Source organism: Microbispora hainanensis (assembly GCF_006874475.1).
GTDB lineage: Bacteria > Actinomycetota > Actinomycetes > Streptosporangiales > Streptosporangiaceae > Microbispora > Microbispora hainanensis.
Genome location: NZ_VIRM01000002.1, coordinates 200,399 through 220,449, shown reverse-complemented (window position 1 = coordinate 220,449; position 20,051 = coordinate 200,399). Strand labels below are relative to the sequence as shown.

The 20,051-nt window shown below is 72.7% G+C and carries 17 protein-coding genes; 11 read left to right on the top strand and 6 right to left on the bottom strand.

Annotated features, from left to right (window positions below; all coding sequences use genetic code 11):
• The first annotated feature begins 8 nt into the window (after positions 1-8).
• Both FLX08_RS02530 and FLX08_RS02525 read left to right on the top strand, forming a co-directional pair.
• Positions 9-314: a hypothetical protein gene (locus FLX08_RS02530; RefSeq protein WP_142616540.1), complete on the top strand. Its 306-nt coding sequence runs from the start codon at positions 9-11 to the stop codon at positions 312-314.
• A complete protein-coding gene (locus FLX08_RS02525) occupies positions 311-1,432 on the top strand; it encodes a WXG100 family type VII secretion target (RefSeq protein WP_142616539.1) in 1,122 nt (373 codons plus the stop codon). Before FLX08_RS02530 ends, FLX08_RS02525 begins: the two co-directional genes overlap by 4 nt.
• Before the next feature lie 4 nt (positions 1,433-1,436).
• On the opposite strand, the gene FLX08_RS02520 is transcribed toward FLX08_RS02525, so the two are convergent.
• Positions 1,437-2,297, bottom strand: coding sequence for an SDR family NAD(P)-dependent oxidoreductase (locus FLX08_RS02520; protein WP_142616538.1), 861 nt, complete (start codon positions 2,295-2,297; stop codon positions 1,437-1,439).
• Positions 2,298-2,501: 204 nt separating this feature from the next.
• On the opposite strand from FLX08_RS02520, the gene FLX08_RS02515 reads away from it, so the two are divergent.
• Positions 2,502-3,407, top strand: coding sequence for a helix-turn-helix transcriptional regulator (locus FLX08_RS02515; protein ID WP_142616537.1), 906 nt, complete (start codon positions 2,502-2,504; stop codon positions 3,405-3,407).
• 2 nt (positions 3,408-3,409) lie between these two features.
• Here the strand turns inward: FLX08_RS02515 and FLX08_RS02510 are convergent, their stop codons facing one another.
• Entirely contained in the window at positions 3,410-4,003 is a 594-nt protein-coding gene (locus FLX08_RS02510) for an MFS transporter (protein ID WP_167530249.1), read from the bottom strand.
• Here FLX08_RS02510 and FLX08_RS40350 point away from each other — a divergent pair.
• On the top strand, positions 3,980-4,174 hold the full coding sequence (locus FLX08_RS40350; protein WP_167530248.1) for a hypothetical protein: 195 nt from the start codon (positions 3,980-3,982) through the stop codon (positions 4,172-4,174). The two genes, FLX08_RS02510 and FLX08_RS40350, sit on opposite strands and share 24 nt — an antisense overlap.
• Positions 4,175-4,504: 330 nt before the next feature.
• Here FLX08_RS40350 and FLX08_RS02505 read toward each other — a convergent pair whose 3' ends face one another.
• Both FLX08_RS02505 and mycP read right to left on the bottom strand, forming a co-directional pair.
• Entirely contained in the window at positions 4,505-6,850 is a 2,346-nt protein-coding gene (locus tag FLX08_RS02505) for a serine/threonine protein kinase (protein WP_167530247.1), read from the bottom strand.
• A 116-nt stretch (positions 6,851-6,966) separates the two neighbouring features.
• A complete protein-coding gene (gene mycP / locus FLX08_RS02500; protein WP_142616534.1) occupies positions 6,967-8,121 on the bottom strand; it encodes a type VII secretion-associated serine protease mycosin in 1,155 nt (384 codons plus the stop codon).
• A gap of 210 nt (positions 8,122-8,331) precedes the next feature.
• Between mycP and FLX08_RS02495 the strand changes: the two genes are divergently transcribed.
• The 3 genes from FLX08_RS02495 to FLX08_RS02480 all read left to right on the top strand — a co-directional run bounded on the left by FLX08_RS02495 (position 8,332) and on the right by FLX08_RS02480 (position 13,195).
• A complete protein-coding gene (locus FLX08_RS02495) occupies positions 8,332-10,116 on the top strand; it encodes an acetyl/propionyl/methylcrotonyl-CoA carboxylase subunit alpha (RefSeq protein WP_142616533.1) in 1,785 nt (594 codons plus the stop codon).
• A 186-nt stretch (positions 10,117-10,302) separates the two neighbouring features.
• Positions 10,303-11,715, top strand: coding sequence for a hypothetical protein (locus FLX08_RS40345; protein WP_244312286.1), 1,413 nt, complete (start codon positions 10,303-10,305; stop codon positions 11,713-11,715).
• Between the two features lie 253 nt (positions 11,716-11,968).
• Positions 11,969-13,195 (top strand): pentapeptide repeat-containing protein, encoded by a 1,227-nt coding sequence (locus FLX08_RS02480; protein WP_208761228.1) that lies wholly within the window; start codon positions 11,969-11,971, stop codon positions 13,193-13,195.
• A gap of 75 nt (positions 13,196-13,270) precedes the next feature.
• Here the strand turns inward: FLX08_RS02480 and FLX08_RS02475 are convergent, their stop codons facing one another.
• Positions 13,271-14,299 (bottom strand): ROK family transcriptional regulator, encoded by a 1,029-nt coding sequence (locus tag FLX08_RS02475; protein WP_142616530.1) that lies wholly within the window; start codon positions 14,297-14,299, stop codon positions 13,271-13,273.
• A gap of 46 nt (positions 14,300-14,345) precedes the next feature.
• Between FLX08_RS02475 and FLX08_RS02470 the strand changes: the two genes are divergently transcribed.
• Positions 14,346-15,515, top strand: a complete 1,170-nt coding sequence (locus FLX08_RS02470) for an MFS transporter (RefSeq protein WP_142616529.1) — start codon at positions 14,346-14,348, stop codon at positions 15,513-15,515.
• 52 nt (positions 15,516-15,567) lie between these two features.
• Here FLX08_RS02470 and FLX08_RS02465 read toward each other — a convergent pair whose 3' ends face one another.
• Positions 15,568-16,959, bottom strand: coding sequence for an NAD(P)H-quinone dehydrogenase (locus tag FLX08_RS02465; protein ID WP_142616528.1), 1,392 nt, complete (start codon positions 16,957-16,959; stop codon positions 15,568-15,570).
• Positions 16,960-17,097: 138 nt separating this feature from the next.
• On the opposite strand from FLX08_RS02465, the gene FLX08_RS02460 reads away from it, so the two are divergent.
• From FLX08_RS02460 to FLX08_RS02450, 3 genes are read left to right on the top strand one after another with little or no spacing between them, the layout of a single operon-like run.
• Complete coding sequence (locus FLX08_RS02460; protein ID WP_142616527.1) at positions 17,098-17,550, top strand: gamma-glutamylcyclotransferase family protein; 453 nt, start codon at positions 17,098-17,100, stop codon at positions 17,548-17,550.
• 53 nt (positions 17,551-17,603) lie between these two features.
• Positions 17,604-18,401 carry a purine-nucleoside phosphorylase gene (locus FLX08_RS02455; RefSeq protein ID WP_425280607.1) on the top strand — a complete coding sequence of 266 codons (798 nt, stop codon included), beginning with the start codon at positions 17,604-17,606 and terminating at the stop codon, positions 18,399-18,401.
• A 10-nt stretch (positions 18,402-18,411) separates the two neighbouring features.
• The gene (locus FLX08_RS02450; RefSeq protein WP_142616525.1) at positions 18,412-20,046 is read left to right on the top strand and encodes a phospho-sugar mutase; all 1,635 of its coding nucleotides are present in this window, start codon (positions 18,412-18,414) and stop codon (positions 20,044-20,046) included.
• Positions 20,047-20,051 lie beyond the last annotated feature (5 nt).

The following is a 20,051-nucleotide window of genomic DNA, read 5'->3' as shown; positions in this document are numbered from 1 at the left end:
AGCAGAACGTGACCGGTTTCGACATCCACTTCCAGGCGCTCGAAAGCTGCCGTACGGCGGTGCGCAAGGCCTGGGGCCAGTACGAGAGCCTGCACGGCGGCCTGCCCGAGACGCCCGGCACCCGCGCGGCCGACTTCGGGCACGTGGACGGCGCGGCGGCGCTGGCCGCGGCCGTCGACACGGCCTACTCCGCGCTCACCGCCGAGGCGGCCGACGCGAGGACCAAGCTGAAGGGCGTCGAGCAGGCGCTGGAGAGCGTGCAGGACAACGTCCGGACGGCCAACAAGGCCACGTCCACCTCGATGCGGGCATGAGTGGCGTCGCGGACCTTCCGGGCGGCGCGGAACTGGCCGCCATGCTGCGGAAGGTGAGCGGCGACCCCGGCGCGATCCGCGACATCGCCGCGAAGTGGCGCGGCGCGGCCGGCGACGCGCAGGACTACGCGGGCGGGGTGAGCCGCGCCGTACGCACCGTGGACGCCGCGTGGCAGGGCCGCTCCGCCGACGCCTTCGTCACGTATATGAACAGGTATGGCAAGGCGGCCGACGGCCTCCACGACGCTCTCGACGCGTGCGCGGGCGCGCTGGAGAAGGTCGCCAGCGCGCTGGAGAGCGCCAAGTCGAAGATCGGCGGCATCTGCGGTGACGTGGTCGCCGAGGCGGCCACCTACCGCAGCCGGCACCAGGACGCCACGGACGAGGAGCTGGAAAGCGGGCTGCGGGCCATCGTCTCCCGGGGTGTCGAGGACGCCCGGCCCCATCTGGAGCAGGTGAACACGGCCGTCGGCGACGCCACGAAGACGCTGGGCGACCGCCTGGGCGGCGACTACCGCGACGGCGCGCTCACCTTCGCCAAGATCCCCGACCCGGGCAAGCAGGAGTTCGTGCCCCGGCACGGGCACACCGTCGACTGGCAGCGCACCCCCGGCTACACGGGCGCCCCCGGTGACCCGGCGCACCCGACGTTCGCCTCGTACAACCCGACGAGCCTGAGCGGCGCGAACGGCACGGGCGGCGGCTTCGGCGGCTACGGCCCCAGCGGCCCGCCGCCGGCCGGCGGCGGGCCCGCGCCCACGGGGCAGGTCAAGGACTGGATCGAGCAGGCCATCGCGATCCTCAGAGCCCAGGGCTACCCCGCCGACAAGATGAACCGGGAAGACATCTGGATGATCATCCGGCACGAGTCGGGCGGCAACCCTCACGCGATCAACAACTGGGACTCGAACGCGGCCGCCGGAACGCCGTCGAAGGGCCTGATGCAGACCATCGACCCGACGTTCAGCCGCTGGTCGCTGCCCGGGCACAAGGACATCTGGAACCCGGTGGACAACATCATCGCGGGCGTCCGCTACGCCGTCGCGCGCTACGGCTCGGTCTCGGCCGTACCCGGCGTGGTGGGCATGAAGACCGGCACCGGATATCGCGGATACTGATCGTTCAGGCGGCCGGGAAGTCCGTGGCGGGCGCGGTGAGCGCGGCGGGCTCGACGTTCGCCCGCAGGGCCTCGACCTTGGCCGTGGCGTAGGAGTGGGCGTCCGAGCCGAGCAGCAGCCGCAGCGGGCCCTCTCCGGTCACGACCCGGTCGATGATCGCACGGGCGCCCTTGACCGGGTCGCCGAGCTGGCTGCCCTGGAGCTTGAGGTGGTCGCGGACCATCTCGCGGATGCCCGGGTAGTGCGCGGTCGTCTCGGCGGGCAGGGCGAGCGAGTCCTCGGTGAGGAACTCGGTGCGGAAGTAGCCGGGCTCCACGATGGTGACCCCGACGCCGAAGTCCGCCACCTCGGCGGCGAGGGCCTCGCTCAGCCCCTCCAGCGCGAACTTCCCCGCGCAGTAGAGCGCCCAGCCCGGGACGGCGGTCAGGCCCAGGATCGAGGACACGTTGACGATGTGGCCGCCGCGCTGCTCCCGGAGGACGGGCAGGGCGGCGCGCAGCACGTTCCACACGCCCACGACCTGGACGTCGAGCATGTCGCGGACCTCGCGGTCGCCGGTCTCCTCCACCGCGGCCAGGAAGCCGTAGCCCGCGTTGTTGACGACGACGTCCAGGCCCCCCAAGCGCTCGGTGGTCTCCTGGACGGCCCACTTCACCTCCGCCTCGTCGGGCAGGTCGACGGTGAGCGCGAGAAGACGCGAGGCGTCGGTCTCGTCGCCGAGCGCGGCGAGCAGCCGCTCGGGCGACCGGGTCGTCGCGGCGACGCGGTCGCCGCGATCGAGCAGTTGCTTGACCAGTTCGAGGCCCAGGCCGCGGGAGGCGCCGGTCACGAACCATACGGCCGGTCGATCTGTCGGGAAGCTCATGATCATCACCTGCGTGTCGAAGACGGTGCTTGCCTGACGCGGCGGTTGCGCCGGCCGGGAGGTCCCGAAGACCGGCACAGCACCAGCATCTTTCGCCGCAAGCCACCACAGACGCCCATATCGCGCCCTATGCGACCGAGCACCGGCCAACCTAGGAGGAACAGGACCAGTCAGGATCGGACGGCGAGAGAGACACTGAGGTATATGAGCGAGACCAACCGCGAACTCGCCGATTTCCTGCGACGCGCCCGGAGCCAGGTCGACCCGTCACGGGCCGGCCTGCCCCCCGACGGCCGCGTCCGACGGGTCCCCGGCCTGCGCCGCGAGGAGGTCGCCTTCCTGGCCGGAGTCTCGGCCGACTACTACGCCCGCCTCGAACAGGGCCGGCGCATCACCCCCTCGCCGTCGGTCGTCGAGGCCATCGGCCGTGCCCTCGGGCTCGACGACGCGGGACGCGCGCATCTGCACGACCTCATCGGCCTGACCGCGGCGCCCGTACGGCGGCGCGCCCGCGGCGTCCAGCGCGTGCGCCCCGGGCTCTACCAGCTCCTCGACGCCCTCGACGGCGAGCCCGCCCTCGTCCTCGGCCGCCGCACCGACGTGCTCGCGGCCAACCGGATGGCGAAGGCGTTGTTCGCCGACTTCGACCGGATGCCGCCCCGGCAGCGCAACTACGCGCGGTGGATGTTCCACGACGACGCCGCCCGATCGCTGTTCGCCGACTGGGAGGTCCAGGCACGGGCCGCGGTCGAGAGCCTGCGGCTCGACGCCGGCCGCGACCCGGACGACCGGGCCACCGCCGCCCTCATCGCCGGGCTGCGCGAGCACAGCCGCGAGTTCGCCCACTGGTGGGAGCAGCACCGCGTCCACCAGCGCACCCACGGCTCCAAGCGGCTGCGCCACCCCCTCGTCGGTGAGCTGACCGTCGAGTACGAGACGCTCTGCCTGCCCGGAGACCCCGACGTGACGCTCTTCGTCTACACCGCGGAAGCCGGCTCGTCCTCGAAACGCGCCCTGGACCTTCTCGCGAGCTGGACCCTCTCCGGCCAGGGCGGCGACCCCGCCTCCCCGCACGACCGGCGTACCGGCACCGACGAACGTGCCCGCTGATGTCATTTCCGGTGGGCCGCGGTCTTCTCGGCGACGAGGACGAACGTCAGGACGGCGGCGAGCACGAGGGCGCACACCGTAACGATCAACCACCCGGGCCGCAGGGAATCGGTGAAGGCGCCCGCGACACCGCGTGCGATCGTGGCGGCAATCGCCCCGGCGCCCGCCGGCGCGTGACCGCCGTGCGCGGCCGCGCTCTCGACCTGGGCGGCGACGCCGGACGGCACTCCGGCCCCGGCCAGTCGCTCGGGGAGCATCGCCGAGAAGTGCGCCGTCAGGATGGTGCCCAGCACGCCGGCGCCCAGCACGTTTCCGAGCTGGCGGAACATGTTCACGGATGCGCCGGCCATGCCGGCCACTTCGTGGGGGACCCGGGAGATGGAGGCGGCGGTGGCCGGTGCCAGCACGAAGCCGGCGCCGAGCCCGAACAGCACCATTCCGGGCCATACCCAGGTGTAGGAGTCGTCCGGCGGCGACGCCATGAGCAGCGCCGTCCCGGCCGCCGCGATGACGAGCCAGGCCGTGAGCGCCTCACGGACAAGGGCCGTGACCTGTGGCCGGTGGTCACCGCCATGAGGCAGTGGGGGGATCGGCACGCCGCCCCCGACGGGCCGCCGACCCGGATGGTGCACAAGGGCTGCGGGGAGACGGTCGAGGCGATCATGACCTGCTCCCACTGCGGAGAGTCCCTCGCGGCAGAGAACGTGTGGCCCGTCGCCGGACCCGGGGACTTCGACAACCTGCTGCAGATCAACGGCTCAGCGTGACGAGCGAGCCGCGCGAGCTCGTCCCCGAGCGCGTCCCGGGCGCAGCGATCCAGGCACGGTGATCCAGGCACGGTGATCCAGGCACGGTGATCCAGGCATGGCGGCACGGGCGCGGTGATCCGGGCATGGCGGCACGGTCCCGAGCCGGCCGGAGGCGCGGCCTGATCCCGGCCTGAGATCGAGCCGGGATCGCCTCCCCAGAGTGCCACCGGCAGAGCCGCGCAGACGGGCCGCGCAGACGGAAGGCCGGGCGGATGTCCGCCCGGCCTTCGTGTGAACTGGTCAGCCGGCAGTGTCAATCACAGTGCGGCTGCGGTATCGGTCGCGGTGTCAGCCGCAGTTGTCCCAGTCGCCGCCGGCGCTGGACGCGCCGACGCTGCCGGAATACCTCACGCACTTGCCCTTGGCCTGCAGCTTCGCCGGGCCGGCGTAGTACTTGTAGTTACCGCTGTCGGTCCTGGAGCCGCCGCCCTGGACCTCCAGCGTCGCGGAGACCGGCGTCTCCTTGCCGACGTCGGCCGTCTTGATCGTGATGACGCAGTTCTCCCCCGTGCCGGGGTTGTACAGCTGATAGACGGTGCCACCCGCCAGGGCACTGCTGCGCTGGACGGAGAAGCCCGGCCCGCAGACCTGGACCGGACCGAAGGGGTTCCGGACCGGCGCCGCGGTCGTCGGCCTCGGACTCGGGGTGATGGGCTTGGGCGCAACCGTCGTGGGCTTCGCCGTCGGAGTGGGCTTGGGCGCGGCCGTGGTCGGCTTCGCCGTCGGAGTGGGCTTGGGCGCCACCGTGGTCGGCTTCGGGGTCGGCTTCGGGGCCGGGGTGCTCGGCTGCGCGGACGCCGTCGGCTCCTCGGTGGGCTTCCGGGCGTGCCTCCGGGCGGGCCTCTCGGTCGGCACCCAGGAGGGAACCCAGCTGGGCCTCTCGACGGGCTTCTCGGTGGGCTTCCCGGTCGGCTCCCCGGTGGGCCCATCGGTCGGCCCCTCCGTCGGCGCGGTGGGCTGCGGGCTCGGCACCTGCTCCTGCCGCTCCGTGGGCAGCGGGCTCGGCGACTGCGTGGGCGGAGGCTCGGGAGTCGGCTGCGTCGGCACCGGGCTGGGGATCGCGGTGACCGTGGCGGTGGTCGTCACCCGGGCCGTCGGCTGCGTCGTCTGCCCGGGCGGCTGCGCCGGCGGCGGAACCACCGGCTGGGTCGGCACCGGCACGATCGGGCCGGGGGTCGGCACCGACGTGAGCTCCGGCGTCACCGGAGAGTCCGTCGGCCACTCGCTCGGCAGCACCAGCGGCTGCACCGGCGAGTCGGGATCGTCGGACGACAGCGCCCACGGCACCGTCACCTGCGGCGCCGCCGTCGGGGCCTGCCCGCCGCCTCCGGCTCCGCCTCCCGTGGTCCCGCCACCCGTGGTCCCGCCGCCCGTGGTCCCGCCGCCCGTGTCTCCGCCGTCCGCGTTTCCGCCGTCCGCGAGCGCACGTCCACCGTTCCCGTGCCCGCCCGCGGCACGCTCAGCGGCGGCCGGCGACAACTGGACCTTGGAGTAGTGACCGGCGCCCCACAGACCCACTCCGGAGAGCAGGACCACGGCGCCGACCGCCGCCGCGAGCCCGACGGGGAACGGCCTGCGCTTCGCCGTCTCGACCTGGCCCTGGGTGGTCGGCGGCCCCCACGTCTGCTGCTGGGGCTGCTCCTGCAGGATGGCGGGCGGCTGCCACGAGGCGGTGGACGCCTGCTGGGGGACGGGCGGCGGGCCCCATGTCTGCTGAGAGACCGGAGCCTGCTGAGAAACCGGCCCCTGCTGCGGAACCGGAGCCTGCTGGGGGCCCGGCGTCTGCTGCGGCGCCGGCGGAACGGGGACTCCCCCGACCGGCGGCTGCGCCGGCTGCGGGGGCAGCACGACCGTCGCGCCGGGGGCCGGCACCGGTTGTGCCCCTGCGGCGCCGCCGCCGAGCAGTTGCAGCATCGCGGTGTACGCGGTGGGCCGCTGCCCCGGCTCCTTCGCGAGCGCGGGCAGCACGACCTGGCGCAGCCGCTCGTCCAGGCCGCCGAGGTCGGGCTGCGCGGTGAGCACGGCCTGCGGCTCCTGTGGGAACGGCGGACGTCCGGTCGCGGCGAAGACCACCGTGGCGGCCCAGGCGAACATGTCCGCGTACGCGTCGTACCGCTCGCCCCTGATCTGCTCCGGAGCCCGGTAGGCGAGCTCGCCCACCGGCGGGCCGACCGCGACGTCGGTCAGCTTGACGCCGTCGTCCGCGACGACGACGTTGTGCGGGGTGAGCGAACCGTGCGCGAGGTCGGCGAGGTGCACGGCGGTCAGCGCGGTGAGCACGCCCACCGCGACCCGTTCGAGCGCCTCCCCCGAGAGCGGGCCCTCGGCCGCCACGACGGCGGCCAGGCTGCGTCCCTCGACGTGTTCCCTGACGAGGTAGGGTCGGTCCCCGAGTAGGCCCGCCGTGATCGTGCGGGCCACATATGAGCTGGACACACGCGTGGCCACAGTGAGCCGGTCGAGGACGGCCTGCCCCGAACCCGGCTCCGCGGCCAAGAGCTTGATCACCCGCACAGGGGCGTCGTCGCCGGTCTCCTTGCCGACATAGACGTCGCCGCGGGGCCCCTCGTCCAGCCGTCCCTGGATGGCGTACTCGCCTATCTGCTCGGGATCACCCGGCCGTAAAGGGTGCATCTCAGTCCTTTCTGGAAGTGACCTGATAAGGATCATTCAACCAAGAGGACACGGAGCAAAGCATCACTTTCCGGCAGGCCAAAACATTTAATCGTCAATTACCCAAAGCCGAAGAGTCAACCTTCACGGCCGGGGCGCCACCGCCTCCGTCTGCCCATCGGCACGAACACCCGTACGGCCACGATCAGCGCCACCGCGCACAGCGCCGCCGCCGCGATCGTCAGCGCCAGGTCGATCGCCTCCCGGTCCACCGGAGCCGGCTTGCTCACCGCGTCCTGCGACAGCGGGGCTGGCGCCGGCGGCGCGATGACCGGGGCGTCGACGGCCTCCATCGGCAGGATCGCGGTGACGGCGAGCATCGGGTTGACCATCCCCGCGCCCGTGCCCGTCCCCAGGCCGCCGTCCGCCGTGGCGGTGATGCGCCAGCGCACCCGCTCCTGGTTCAGCTCGGGGTGGCGGGCACGCACCAGCGCCGCCACCCCCGCGACGTACGGCGTGGCGAAACTGGTGCCTTCGAGCCCGCTCATGTACGACCGCCCGGGCCAGGTGGAGGTGATGTCCTGACCCGGCCCCAGGACGGAGACGGGAGTGACGGTGTTGGAGAAGTCGGCGCGCCCGCCGCCCGGGGTGGCCGACCCTACGGCGAGCACATCCGGGTACGCGGCGGGATAGGAGGCCTCCGGCGTGCCGTCCTCCGCGGTCGTGTTGCCGGCCGCCGCCACGATCACCGCGTCCTTGCTGATCGCGTACGCGACGGCCTGCCTGAGCTTCGGGTCGTCGCGGGCGTCGATCGACACGTTGATCACGTCGGCGCCGAAGTCGGCCGCGTCCACGATGGCCCTGGCCAGGGTGTCCGGGTCGCCGCGCTCCTCGTTCGTCTGCTTGAGCGAGATCAGCCGCACGCCGGGCGCGACCCCGTGGAAGGGGACGCCCTTCAGATACTGGGCGGCGATGATCCCGGCGACCGCCGTGCCGTGCCCGACGCAGTCACGGTGGCCCGTGCCGGTGTAGTCCACCTCTTTGGCCACCCGGATCTGCGGGTGCGTCAGGTCCACGCCGCTGTCGATGATCGCGACCGTGACTCCATCGCCCCTGCTGAGCGGCCACACCCGCCTAGGGTCGAGCCTGCGCTGCGCCCACGGCTCGGCCACCTGCATGCTGCCCTTGCGCGGCGCGCACCGCGCCGGCGCGGCGTGCGCCTGGGCGGGCGGCGCGGGCGGTGCCACGAGAAGCAGAGCCAGCACGGTCGCCAGAAGGCCGGGTCTCCGCATAAGCGATCAGCCTAACGAACCCGACCGGTGATGCCACTTCACAACATGCCGGTTCAACCCGGACATACCAGCGATGGGGCCGGGAGGTGCCGGGTACAAGGCAGAACGGCGGTCCCGCTCAGTAAGGGGCCGGACGCCGTCCAGAGCCGGCAGGTGCATAAAATCCACCACAGCTCATAACCCAGGGGGCCCGAGGGAAGGATGCACGCGGTGCACAAGGTCCTGATCGCCAATCGCGGTGAGATCGCCGTACGGATCGCCCGGGCCTGCGCGGACGCCGGGCTGTCCAGCGTCGCGGTCTATGCGGACCAGGATCTGGACGCGTTGCACGTGCGGGTGGCCGACGAGGCGCACGCACTCGGCGGGCAGAGCCCGGCCGAGACCTACCTCGACATCGACAAGCTCCTTTCGATCGCCAGGAAGACCGGCGCGGACGCCGTCCACCCCGGATACGGCTTCCTCGCCGAGAACGCCGGCTTCGCCCAGGCCGTGCTCGACGCCGGCCTGATCTGGATCGGCCCGCCGCCTGCGGCGATCACCGCGCTGGGCGACAAGGTCCAGGCCCGGCACATCGCGCAGCGCGTGGGCGCCCCGCTCGTGGCCGGAACCCCCGACCCCGTCTCCGGCGTGGACGAGGTCGTCGCCTTCGCGCGGCAGCACGGCCTGCCGATCGCGATCAAGGCGGCGTTCGGCGGCGGCGGGCGCGGGCTCAAGGTGGCCCGCACCATGGAGGAGATCCCCGACCTGTACGAGTCCGCCGTACGCGAGGCCGTCACCGCCTTCGGGCGCGGCGAGTGCTTCGTCGAGCGCTACCTCGACAGGCCCCGGCACGTCGAGACCCAGTGCCTGGCCGACGCCCACGGCAACGTCGTCGTGGTCTCCACCCGCGACTGCTCCCTCCAGCGCCGCCATCAGAAGCTCGTGGAGGAGGCCCCGGCCCCGTTCCTGACCGACGAGCAGCTCGAACTCCTCTACTCCTCGTCCAAGGCGATACTGCGCGAGGCGGGCTACGCCGGCGCGGGCACGTGCGAGTTCCTCGTCGGCCAGGACGGCACGATCTCCTTCCTCGAGGTCAACACCCGCCTGCAGGTCGAGCACCCGGTCAGCGAGGAGGTCGCGGGCGTCGACCTGGTGCGCGAGATGTTCCGCATCGCCGACGGCGAGGCCCTGGGCTACGACGACCCGGTGCTGCGCGGCCACTCCATCGAGTTCCGGATCAACGCCGAGGACGCGGGCCGGGGCTTCCTGCCCGCGCCGGGGACGATCATCTCGATGCGCGTCCCGTCCGGTCCCGGCGTACGGCTGGACGCGGGCTACGAGGCCGGGATGAGCGTGCCGCAGGCGTTCGACTCGCTCGTGGCCAAGCTGATCGTCACCGGCGCGACGCGGAAGCACGCGCTGGAGCGGTCGCGCCGGGCTCTGGCCGAGTTCGAGATCGGCGGCATGCCGACCGTGGTGCCGTTCCACCGGGCCGTGGTGAACGACCCCGCCTTCACCGGCGAGCCGTTCTCCGTGCACACCCGGTGGATCGAGACCGAGTTCGACAACACGATCGCGCCGTACGAGGGGGTCGTGGAGGCGGCCGAGCCCGCCGAGCGTGAGCGGATCACGGTCGAGGTCGGCGGCAAGCGCCTGGAGGTCGTCCTGCCCGCCGGGCTGGGCCCCTCGGGATTGGGCTCGCCGGGATCGGGCTCCTCGGGCGCGACCGGTTCCGGCCCGGCCAGGAAGGCCGCGCCCCGGCGGTCCGGCGGCGGCGCCAAGAAGGCCGCGGCGAGCGGCGACTCCCTCGTCAGCCCCATGCAGGGCACGATCGTGAAGGTCGTCGTCGCCGACGGCGACACCGTCGAGCCCGGCGACACGATCGTCGTCCTGGAAGCCATGAAGATGGAGCAGCCGCTCACCGCCCACAAGGGCGGCACGATCACCGGCCTCGCGGCCGCCGTCGGCCAGACGGTCACCGCCGGGGCCGTCCTCTGCGAGATCAAGGACGCCTGAGCCGCCACGCCCCGCCGTGGAGGCCCGCGCTCTCCCGTGGCGGGGGTCTCACCGCCCGGCGCCGCGGTCATTCACCGGCAAGAAGACGCATGCCGGCGTCCAGGTGCGGAACGATAGGTTTTCGTGGAGGAACCATCGCGCCCTGCCGTTCGTCCTGTAGGGCGAAGGAGGCTTGAAGCCGTGACCATGAAGACACCGCTCGGCCGGGTGGGGGCCGCCCTGGCGGCGCTGCTCGCCGGACTCATCACTCTGCTCGCCCTCGCGCCATCCGCCATGGCGGCGGCTCCCCCGGACCCGGCCACGGTCCTGTCGTCCTGGAAGAATTCCAAAGACCCGCTGTTCGTGCAGAGCGGCGCCCCGCTGACGTCCGACCAGCAGTCGGGCATGCGCGACGCGCTCGAGAACGCGAACACCAAGATCTATGCGGTCGCGCTGCCGGACGGCACGATCACCTCGTCGCAGCAGGCCGGCGCGTACATCACGCAGCTCGGCACCGCGCTCGCCAAGGAGGGCAGGACCGCGGCGACCGTGGCCGTGATCGACGGCACGAACCTGTTCGCCGGGTCCAGCGCGCTCGGCAGGAACTCCCAGGGCGCCGCCGGCCAGATCGCGAACCTGGCCGCCGCCAACAACAAGGGCGACCCGGTCGCGGTGATGGAGGACTTCGTCCACCGGATCGACCAGTTCGCGGGCGGCAACCGCAAGGACCCTCTCACCCCGGACAGCAAGACCGGCGGCGGCGGTTCTGGCGTGCTCGTCGGCATTCTGGGCATCGCGGTCGTGGGAGGTGCCGGTTTGTGGATCATCGGACGCCGCAACAAGCGCAAGCGCGAGGAGCGCGAGGCCGCCGAGCTCGCCGCCGTCAAGCAGACGGTCGAGGAGGACGTCACGAAGTTCGGCGAGGAGATCACCGCGCTCGACATGGACGTCAGGATGCTCCCGCAGAGCGAGACGACGACCGACTGGCAGCGGGCCCTCGACTCCTACGAGCGGGCCAAGACCGAACTCGCCGCGATCAAGCACCCGGAGGACCTGCGCACGGTGACCTCCACGCTGGAGGACGGCCGCTACGCGCTCGCCTGCGTCAAGGCGCGGGTGAACAACCAGCCGCTGCCCGAGCGGCTGCCCCCGTGCTTCTTCAACCCGCAGCACGGCCCCTCGGTGCGCAACGTCCGGTGGGCGCCCCCCGGCGGCGCGGTGCGCGACGTCCCCGCCTGCGCGGCGGACGCCGAGGCGGTGGAACGCGGCTTCGACCCGCAGATGCGCGAGGTCATGGTGAACGGCCAGCGCAGGCCCTACTGGGACGCCGGTCCCGCCTACCAGCCCTACGCGTACGGCTACTACGGCGGCTTCGGCGGCGGTGACCTGCTGACCGGCATGCTCGTCGGCACCATGCTCGGCGGCGCGTTCGGCGGCTGGGGTCACGGCGGATACGGCGCCGGATACGACTCCGGTTACGCCGCGGGCGTGGAGAGCGGCGGCGGCGACTGGGGCGGCGGCGGTGACTTCGGTGGCGGAGGCGGCGACTGGGGTGGTGGCGGCGGCGATTGGGGCGGCGGCGACTTCGGCGGAGGGGACTTCGGCGGCGGCGACTGGTAACGCCTGAACGCTTCCAACACGGCGCAGTAGAAACGAGGGGCGGACCTGGAGGTCCGCCCCTTTGTCGTATGCGGGCTCGGCCGGGTCGTCCGCCATCCCGGAAATGCCGGAATGCGTGCCGGTCAGCGGATTGCAAGTGCGATTAAAGACCACGTGCGAGACTCGGAGCGTTCCCCCCAGGAGGCTCCCCGTGCGTCGCTTCACCCCCCTGTCCGTCGCTGCGCCGTCCTTGTCACGGTTCGTGTCACGGTTCGTGTCGCGGTCTCTGTCGCGGCTCCTGTCGCTCGTGTTGCTCGCGTTCGTGTCACTCGCGTTCCTGACACTCCCCGCGACCGCCGCGCACGCGGCCTCCGCTCCCTGCAAGCCGGGCAGCGGCGTCAAGCTGCGCGGCAAGGACCTCACCAGCGCCACGCTTCCCTACAGCATGCGGTGCGCCGATCTCACCGGCGCCAAGCTCGACGGGGTGGACCTCACGGCCAAGGACCTCACCGGGGCCGTCCTGCGCAAAGCCTCGCTGAAGGAGGCCGACCTCGGCCAGGCGCGTCTCGACTACGCCGACCTGCGCGGCGCCGACTTCAGCGACGCCGACCTCGGCCAGATGCAGGCCAAGCAGGCGAACCTGCGCGGGGCGATCCTCGCCGACGCGGACGCCGTGCAGGCCGAGTTTCCGCACTCCGACCTGACCGGCGCGGTCCTCACCCGGGCCGTGCTCACCCAGGCCAACCTCACCGACGCGAAACTCGTGGACGCCGACCTGAAGGACGCCACGCTCGGGCAGATCAAGGGCCGCACGGCCGACTTCACCCGGGCCAAGCTCGGGGAGGCCAAGCTCGGCCAGGCCCACCTGGAGCACGCCGTGCTGCGGGACGCCGACCTGTCCGAGGCCGAGTTCACCCAGGCCGACCTCGACGGCGCGGACTTCCACGGGGCGAACGTCGACAAGGCCTCCTTCATCCAGGCCGACGACGTGGACCTGACCGGGGCCACGGGCACGCCGAAGGACCTGCCGGACGACGCCGTCGCGCCCGGTGCCGTCGCCGAGGAGGAACCGGCCGGAGACAGAACGACCACCTGGGGGCAGGACCTGCCGGGCCGCCCGAAGGGCCCGTCGCCCGCGCTCGTCCTCGTCATCGTGTCCGGTCTCGGCCTGAGCCTGACGCTGATCCTGTGGGGCGTCGCCCACCGGCGCAGGGAGCGTTTCGTGGCCGAGATGGCGGTGGCCAGGCACGCCGCCGAGGAGGACGTGACCCGCTTCGGCGAGGAGATCGACGCCCTCGACTTCGAGATGAAGATCAACCAGGTCAGCGGGCCGGCACACGAGTGGCGCGCGGCGCTCGACGCGTACGAGGCGGCCAAGCAGGCGCTGCACGTCGCCCAGACGCCCTACGACCTGCAGGCGGCGGCCGTGGCCGTCGGGCGGGGACGGCAGGCCCTGCACGTGGTCAGGTCACGGCTGTCCGCCACCGGCGGCACCCACTGACCTCGGCAACGTCACGGACGGCACCCCACTGATCTCGGCAACGTCATGGACGGCACCCCACTGATCTCGGCAACGTCATGGACGGCCCTGGCCGAAGACGGCGTCGCGGGCGATCGAGAGGGCTGTGGAGACCGCGCCCCTCAGCACGGGATTGTCCGGGATGCCGCTCACGCGGACGTGCACGGGCACGGGCGAGACCTCCGCCAGGCGCTCGGTGACCAGGGCCGCCAGCGGCTCGCCGCCCGCCATGCTGGTGGCGCCGCCGAGGACGACGAGGCCGGGGTCGACCACGGCCACGAGCGTGAACGCGGCCGTCGTGACCCTGTCCGCCAGGGCCGGGAGCTCCAGCCCGCGTACGGCATCCGTGCCCAGCAGGGCGCACACCTTGATGTCGAGCCGGCCGAGGAAGCCGATCTCCCCGGCGCCGCCGGAGGCGCCCCGGCGGAGCCTGCCGTCCAGCACGACGGCCGCGCCGACGCCGTCGTCCAGCCAGAGCAGGACGAAGTCGTCCCGCCCGGCGGCCGCCCCGGTGGCGTGCTCGGCGACGGCTGCCAGGTTGACCTCGTTCTCCACGGTGACCGGCGCGTCGACCAGCGTGCGCAGGGCCGGCAGGAGCCCGGGCCGCCACGCGGGCTCGACGTTCCCGGCCGCGAGGTCCCCGGTCTGCGGATCGACCATGCCGGGCGCGCCGATCACGACGGCGTGCAGCGGACGTGAGCCGGCCGCCTCGGTGAGCGCCTCCGCGACCAGCCCGGGAAGGTTCTCTCCCACCGGCCGCGTCGCCGTGCCCACGGTGGCGCCGGTGATGTCGGCGACCGTGACGTGGACCACGTCGCGCCGCACGTCCACCCCACCCACGAAGGCCCGGTCGGCGACGATGCCGTAGAGGCGGGCGTTGGGGCCGCGCCGGTCGCCGCCGCTCTCCCCGGTGACCCGGATCAGCCCGTTGACCTGCAGGCGTTCGATCAGGTCCGACACGGTCGGGCGGGACAGGCCGGTGAGCGCGCGAAGCTGGGGCGCCGTCAGCGGGCCCCGTTCCAGGAGCAGATCGAGCGCGAGCCGGTCGTTGATGGCCCGCGCGAGCTGGGGTGTCGCGGTCTTCACGGAAAAACCTCTTTTTATCAGGAACCCTGCCTGTTAATTTAGCCGCATGCGAGACAGACATCAACGGGCCACCGCCCTCGTCTTCGCCGTTCACGGCGCGGTGGCGGGCACCCTCGCCACCCGCATGCCCTGGCTCCAGGACCACTTCGGCCTGGGCACGGCCGCCCTCGGGCTCGTCCTGCTCTGCCCGCCGATCGGCTCGTTCCTCACGATGCCGGTGACGGCCCGGCTGGCCTACCGGTTCGGGCCCAGGGCGACGACCCGGGTCCTGCTCGCCCTGTGGTGCGCCTCCCTGGCCCTTCCCGTGCTGGCGCCGGGCCCCCTGTGGCTGGTCCCCGTGTTCCTCACGTCCGGCGCCGCCGCCGGGATGTGCGACCTGGCCATGAACGCCCAGGGCGTGCTCGTCGAACGGCGGCTGGGCCGATCGGTCATGTCCGGCCTGCACGGCATGTGGAGTGTCGGCAACCTGGCCGGCGCCGGCATCGGGGCCGTGGCGGCGCAGGCGGGCCTGGACGCGCGGGCGCACCTCGCCCTCATGGCGGCGGTGCTGGTCGCCGTGGGCGCCGTGGGCAGCCGCGCGCTCCTCGACGACAAGCCCGCGCCGGACGAGAAGCCGCCGAAGCGATTCGCGCTGCCGCCGAGGGCCGTCCTGCTGATCGGCCTGATCGGCTTCTTCGGCACCTTCGCGGAGCGGGCCAGCGGCCAGTGGGCGGCGATCTACCTCACGAACGTCGCGGGAGCGGGCCCGGGCCTCGCCGCGACCGGCTACGCCGTGTTCACCGCGTGCATGGTCACCGTACGGCTCGGCGGAGACTTCGTGGTGCGCAGGCTCGGGCCGGTCGTGACCGTGCGCGCCGGGGCGGTCACCGCCGTGCTCGGCGGGGTGATCGTCGTCGCGTTCCGCACGCCCGCGCCGGTGATCGTGGGGTTCGCGTTGTTCGGCGCCGGGCTCGCCGTCGTCGTCCCGCTGGTGTTCGCGGCGGCGGGCCAGGTCGCCCGTACGCCTGCCGAGGGCGTCGCGGGGGTCGCCACGATCACCTGGCTGTCGGGGCTCGTGGCGCCTTCCGTCATCGGCTGGCTGGCGGGCACGTTCGCCTTCCCGTTCGCCTTCGCCCTGGTGACGTGCATGGTCGGGGCGATGATCCGGCCGGCGCGCGCGCTGAGTCCCCGCCCCGCCGCCACCCGCGTCCCCGTGGAGGCGGCATGCGCGGACTGATCCAGCCTCACCCCGACCCAGCCTCACCCCGACCCGGCCGCGGCGGGGCCGGTCAGATGCCGGCGGTCAGCGGGGACATGAGACGGCGGGCCGCCTCGGTGATCGAGCCCGACAGCGACGGATAGACGGCGAAGGTGTGGGCGAGCTGGTCCACGGTCAGGCGGTGCTGCACGGCCACCGACACGGCCAGGATCAGCTCCGACGCCCGCGGCGCGACCAGCACGCCGCCGAGCACGATGCCGGTGTTCGGACGGCAGAACAGCTTCACGAAACCGTCGCTGAATCCCTGCATCTTTGCCCGGGCGTTGGTGGCCAGCGGCAGCTTGACGACGTTCGCCTCGATCTCGCCCGACTCGATCTGCCGCTGCGACACGCCCACGGCGGCGATCTCCGGGTCGGTGAAGATGTTGGCGGCGACGGTGGCCAGCCGGATCGGCTGCACGGCCTCGCCGAGCGCGTGCCAGACCGCGATCCTGCCCTGCATGGCGGCGACGGAGGCCAGCATCAGGACGCCGGTGCAGTCTCCCGCGGCGTACACGCCGGGCGCGGAGGTCCGCGACACCTTGTCGACCTCGATGAAGCCGTTGCGGTCGAGCCGCACGCCGTTGTCCTCAAGCCCGAGCCCCGAGGTGTTGGGCACCATGCCGACGGTCATGAGGCAGTGGCTGCCCTCGGCGGTGCGGCCGTCCTCCAAGGTCACGACGACGCCGTGCTCCGTGCGCTTGACCGAGGCGGCGCGCGAGCGGCCCATGACGTTCATGCCGCGGCGCCGGTAGACCCCCTCGAGCACCTCGGCCGCGTCGGCGTCCTCGTTGGGCATCATCCGGTCGCGCGAGGAGACCAGCGTGACCTCCGAGCCGAGCGACCGGTAGGCGCCGGCGAACTCGGCGCCGGTGACGCCGGAGCCGACCACGATCAGGTGCTCGGGCAGCTCCTCCAGGTCGTACAGCTGGCGCCAGCTGAGGATGCGCTCGCCGTCGGGCTCCGCTCCGGGCAGCACCCGTGGGTGGGCGCCGGTCGCCACGATGACCACGTCGGCCCGGATCGTCCGGTCCCCCGCGCGCACCACCTGGGGATCGACCAGCCGGCCCCGGGCATGGATGACCTCGACGCCCTCGGCGGCCAGCCGGGCGGCGATGTCGTTCGACTGCGCGAGCGCGAGCTCCTTGACGCGCTTGTTCACCTCGATCATGTCCACGTGGACGCAGCCGGGCTCGTGGTCGGAGCCGCCGTCGAAGCGGACCCCCAGCGACGGCGCGTCGAGGAGCGCCTGCTTGCGGACGGAGGAGGCGATCAGGGTCTTGGACGGCACGCAGTCGGTGAGCACGCACGCCCCGCCGGGGCCTTCCTCCTCCACGACGGTGACCTGGGCGCCCAGTTGCGCGGCGACCAGGGCCGCCTCGTATCCGCCGGGGCCGCCACCGATGATCACGATCCTTGTCACATGCTCCATTGTCCCGCATCCTGGTTGCGTATTCCCGGCGAGGTACGCGTAACGGGCCAACTACGCGGAATTTCTCGCCGCGTCCCCCTGCGCGCGTACCCGTCCAACTTTCGGGATCTTGGTTTAGGCTTGTGAGCCGTGCCTGTTTACGCGGCCTACGGCAGCAACATGGACCCCAAGCAGATGGCGGAGTGGGCTCCCCACTCGCCCATGCGAGGAACGGGCTGGCTCCCGGGCTGGCGGCTCACCTTCGGCGGCGAGGACGTCGGCTGGGAGGGCGCTCTCGCCACGATAGTCGAGGACGCCGACGAGCAGGTATTCGTCGTCCTGTACGACGTGCCGGAGTGGGACGAGGCGTCCCTCGACCGCTGGATGGGCACCGACCTCGGCCTCTACCGCAAGCTCCGGCTCCGGGTCGCGACCCTGGAGGGCGACGTGCTCGCCTGGTCGTACGTGCTGGACTCCTACGAGGGCGGGCTGCCGTCGGCGCGATACATCGGCATCCTGGCCGACTCCGCCGAGAAGGCGGGCGCACCCGACGACTACGTCGCGTGGCTGCGCACCCGCCCCTGCAAGAAGCTCGGCGACTGACACGGGCCCGGCACTTATCCGCCGGGTTCATGCACTTCTGTACCCTCAGCAAAGTGACCCCATATGACCTGGCGGCCGAGGCCGCGACCACGTTGAGGAACCTGACCGGCATCCCTTCCTTCGACGTCGCCCTCGTCATGGGCTCGGGCTGGGTCCCGGCCGCGGACGCGATCGGCGAGACCGTCACCGAGCTCGCGGTGACGAAACTGCCGGGGTTCTCGCCTCCCGCGGTCGCCGGTCACGCGGGAACGGTCCGCGCGGTGCGCACCGCCGCCGGGCTCAACGCCCTGATCTTCCTTGGCCGCACGCACCTCTACGAGGGCCGCGGGGTGGAGCCGGTGGTCCACGGGGTGCGCACGGCCGTCGCGGCCGGGGTGCGCACGGTGGTGCTGACCAACGCGGCGGGCGGGCTGCGGCCGGAGACCCAGAATGTCGGCGACCCGGTCCTGATCAGCGACCACATCAACCTCACCGGCAGCAACCCGATCACGGGTGCGACGTTCATCGACCTCACCGAGGTCTACTCCAGGCGCCTGCGCGACCTCGCCCGCGTGGTCGACCCCACGCTGTCCGAGGGCGTGTACGTCGCCTTCCGCGGCCCGACGTACGAGACGCCCGCGGAGATCCGCATGCTGCGCACGCTCGGCGGCGACCTGGTGGGCATGTCCACCGTGCTGGAGGCGATCGCCGCCCGGGAGGCCGGGGCCGAGGTGCTCGGGATCTCCCTGGTCACCAACCCCGGCGCGGGCCTGGTGGGCGAGCCGCTCAACCACGAGGAGGTCCTGCAGGTCGGCCGGGCCACGGCCGCCCGCATGGGCGTCCTGCTCGCCCAGGTCGTCGACAAGCTGTAGGGGGGTATCCATGACCGATCTCGTACGGCTCGCCGAAGAGTGGCGCGACCAGGACCCCGACCCCGAGACGCGAGCCGAGCTCGACGCGATCCTGGAACGTGACGATCGGGCCGAGCTGGAGGCCCGCTTCGGCGCGAAGCTGGAGTTCGGCACGGCGGGCCTGCGCGGCGCGCTGGGCGCCGGGCCCAACCGGATGAACCGGGTCACCGTGATGCGGGCGGCCGCCGGCCTGGCCCGGGTCCTCGGGCCGGGACGCCACGTGGTGATCGGCTACGACGCTCGGCACAAGTCCGACGTGTTCGCCGCCGACACGGCCCGCGTGCTGACCGGGGCGGGCCTGCGCGCCTCGGTCATGGCCGGCAAGTGGCCCACCCCCGTGCTGGCGTTCGCCGTACGCCACCTGGGCGCGGACGCGGGCGTCATGGTCACCGCCTCGCACAACCCGCCCCAGGACAACGGCTACAAGGTCTACTGGGACGACGGCGCGCAGATCGTGCCGCCGATCGACAGGGAGATCTCCGCCGCCATCGACGCGGTCGGCCGGGTGGACGCGCTGCCGCTGGGCGACGACTGGCAGACCCTCGGCCACGACGACATCGTCGTGCCCTACCTGCGGGCCCTCACCACGCTCCCGATCGGCGACGCCCGCGAGATCTCGGTCGCGTACACGCCGCTGCACGGCGTCGGCGGCGCGACCGTGTCCGAGGCGTTCCGCGCGGCGGGCTTCGAGGTGCCGGTCATCGTGAGCCGGCAGGCGATGCCCGACCCCGATTTCCCCACCGTGGCATTCCCCAACCCGGAGGAACCGGGCGCTATGGACCTCGCGCTCGAACTCGCCGCCGCGACCCACGCGGACCTCGTGATCGCCAACGACCCCGACGCGGACCGCTGCGCCGTGGGCACGCCGCTGCCGGACGGCGGTTATCGCATGCTGACCGGCGACGAGGTGGGCGGCCTGCTGGCCGAGCACGTGCTGCGGCACACCTCGCGCGCCGACCGGCTGGTCGCCACCTCGATCGTGTCGTCGTCGCTGCTCGCCAAGATCGCCGCCGCCCACGGCGTGCGGCACGCCGAGACGCTGACCGGCTTCAAGTGGATCATGAAGTCGGGCCCGGGGCTGGTCTTCGGCTACGAGGAGGCGCTGGGCTACAGCGTGGGATCGGACGCCGGGCTGCCGGTCCACGACAAGGACGGCGTGGGGGCCGCCCTCACCGTGGCCGGGATGGCCGCCATGGCCAAGCGCGACGGCAGGTCGCTGCTCGACCTGCTGGACGACCAGGCCCGCCGCTACGGCCTGCACGCGACCGCCCAGCTGTCCGTCCGGGTCGAGGACCTGTCGCTGATCGCCAAGGCCATCGAGCGCCTGCGTACGCACCCGCCGGTGCGGCTGGCGGGCCGGACGGTGGAGTCGGCCGAGGACCTGTCCCAGGGGGTGGCGGGGCTGCCGCCGACCGAGGGCCTGCGCTACCGGCTGTCGGGCCACGCCCGGATCGTCGTACGGCCCAGCGGCACCGAGCCCAAGCTCAAGTGCTACCTGGAGGTCGTCGTGCCGGTCGAGGGCGACGACGTCGCATCCGCCCGGGCACGGGCCGCGCAGGACCTGGAGGACCTGAAGAAGGACCTCGCCCTCGCCCTCGGCCTGTGAGCGTG

What these genes read in the sequence shown, in the direction of transcription:
- mycP (WP_142616534.1), bottom strand. Translation starts at nt 8,121, where the DNA reads ATGCGGAGACCCGGCCTTCTGGCGACCGTGCTGGCTCTGCTTCTCGTG.
- FLX08_RS02505 (WP_167530247.1), bottom strand. Translation starts at nt 6,850, where the DNA reads ATGCACCCTTTACGGCCGGGTGATCCCGAGCAGATAGGCGAGTACGCC.
- FLX08_RS40345 (WP_244312286.1), top strand. Translation starts at nt 10,303, where the DNA reads ATGAAGACACCGCTCGGCCGGGTGGGGGCCGCCCTGGCGGCGCTGCTC.
- FLX08_RS02515 (WP_142616537.1), top strand. Translation starts at nt 2,502, where the DNA reads ATGAGCGAGACCAACCGCGAACTCGCCGATTTCCTGCGACGCGCCCGG.
- FLX08_RS02525 (WP_142616539.1), top strand. Translation starts at nt 311, where the DNA reads ATGAGTGGCGTCGCGGACCTTCCGGGCGGCGCGGAACTGGCCGCCATG.
- FLX08_RS02450 (WP_142616525.1), top strand. Translation starts at nt 18,412, where the DNA reads ATGACCGATCTCGTACGGCTCGCCGAAGAGTGGCGCGACCAGGACCCC.
- FLX08_RS02520 (WP_142616538.1), bottom strand. Translation starts at nt 2,297, where the DNA reads ATGAGCTTCCCGACAGATCGACCGGCCGTATGGTTCGTGACCGGCGCC.
- FLX08_RS40350 (WP_167530248.1), top strand. Translation starts at nt 3,980, where the DNA reads ATGAGGCAGTGGGGGGATCGGCACGCCGCCCCCGACGGGCCGCCGACC.
- FLX08_RS02470 (WP_142616529.1), top strand. Translation starts at nt 14,346, where the DNA reads ATGCGAGACAGACATCAACGGGCCACCGCCCTCGTCTTCGCCGTTCAC.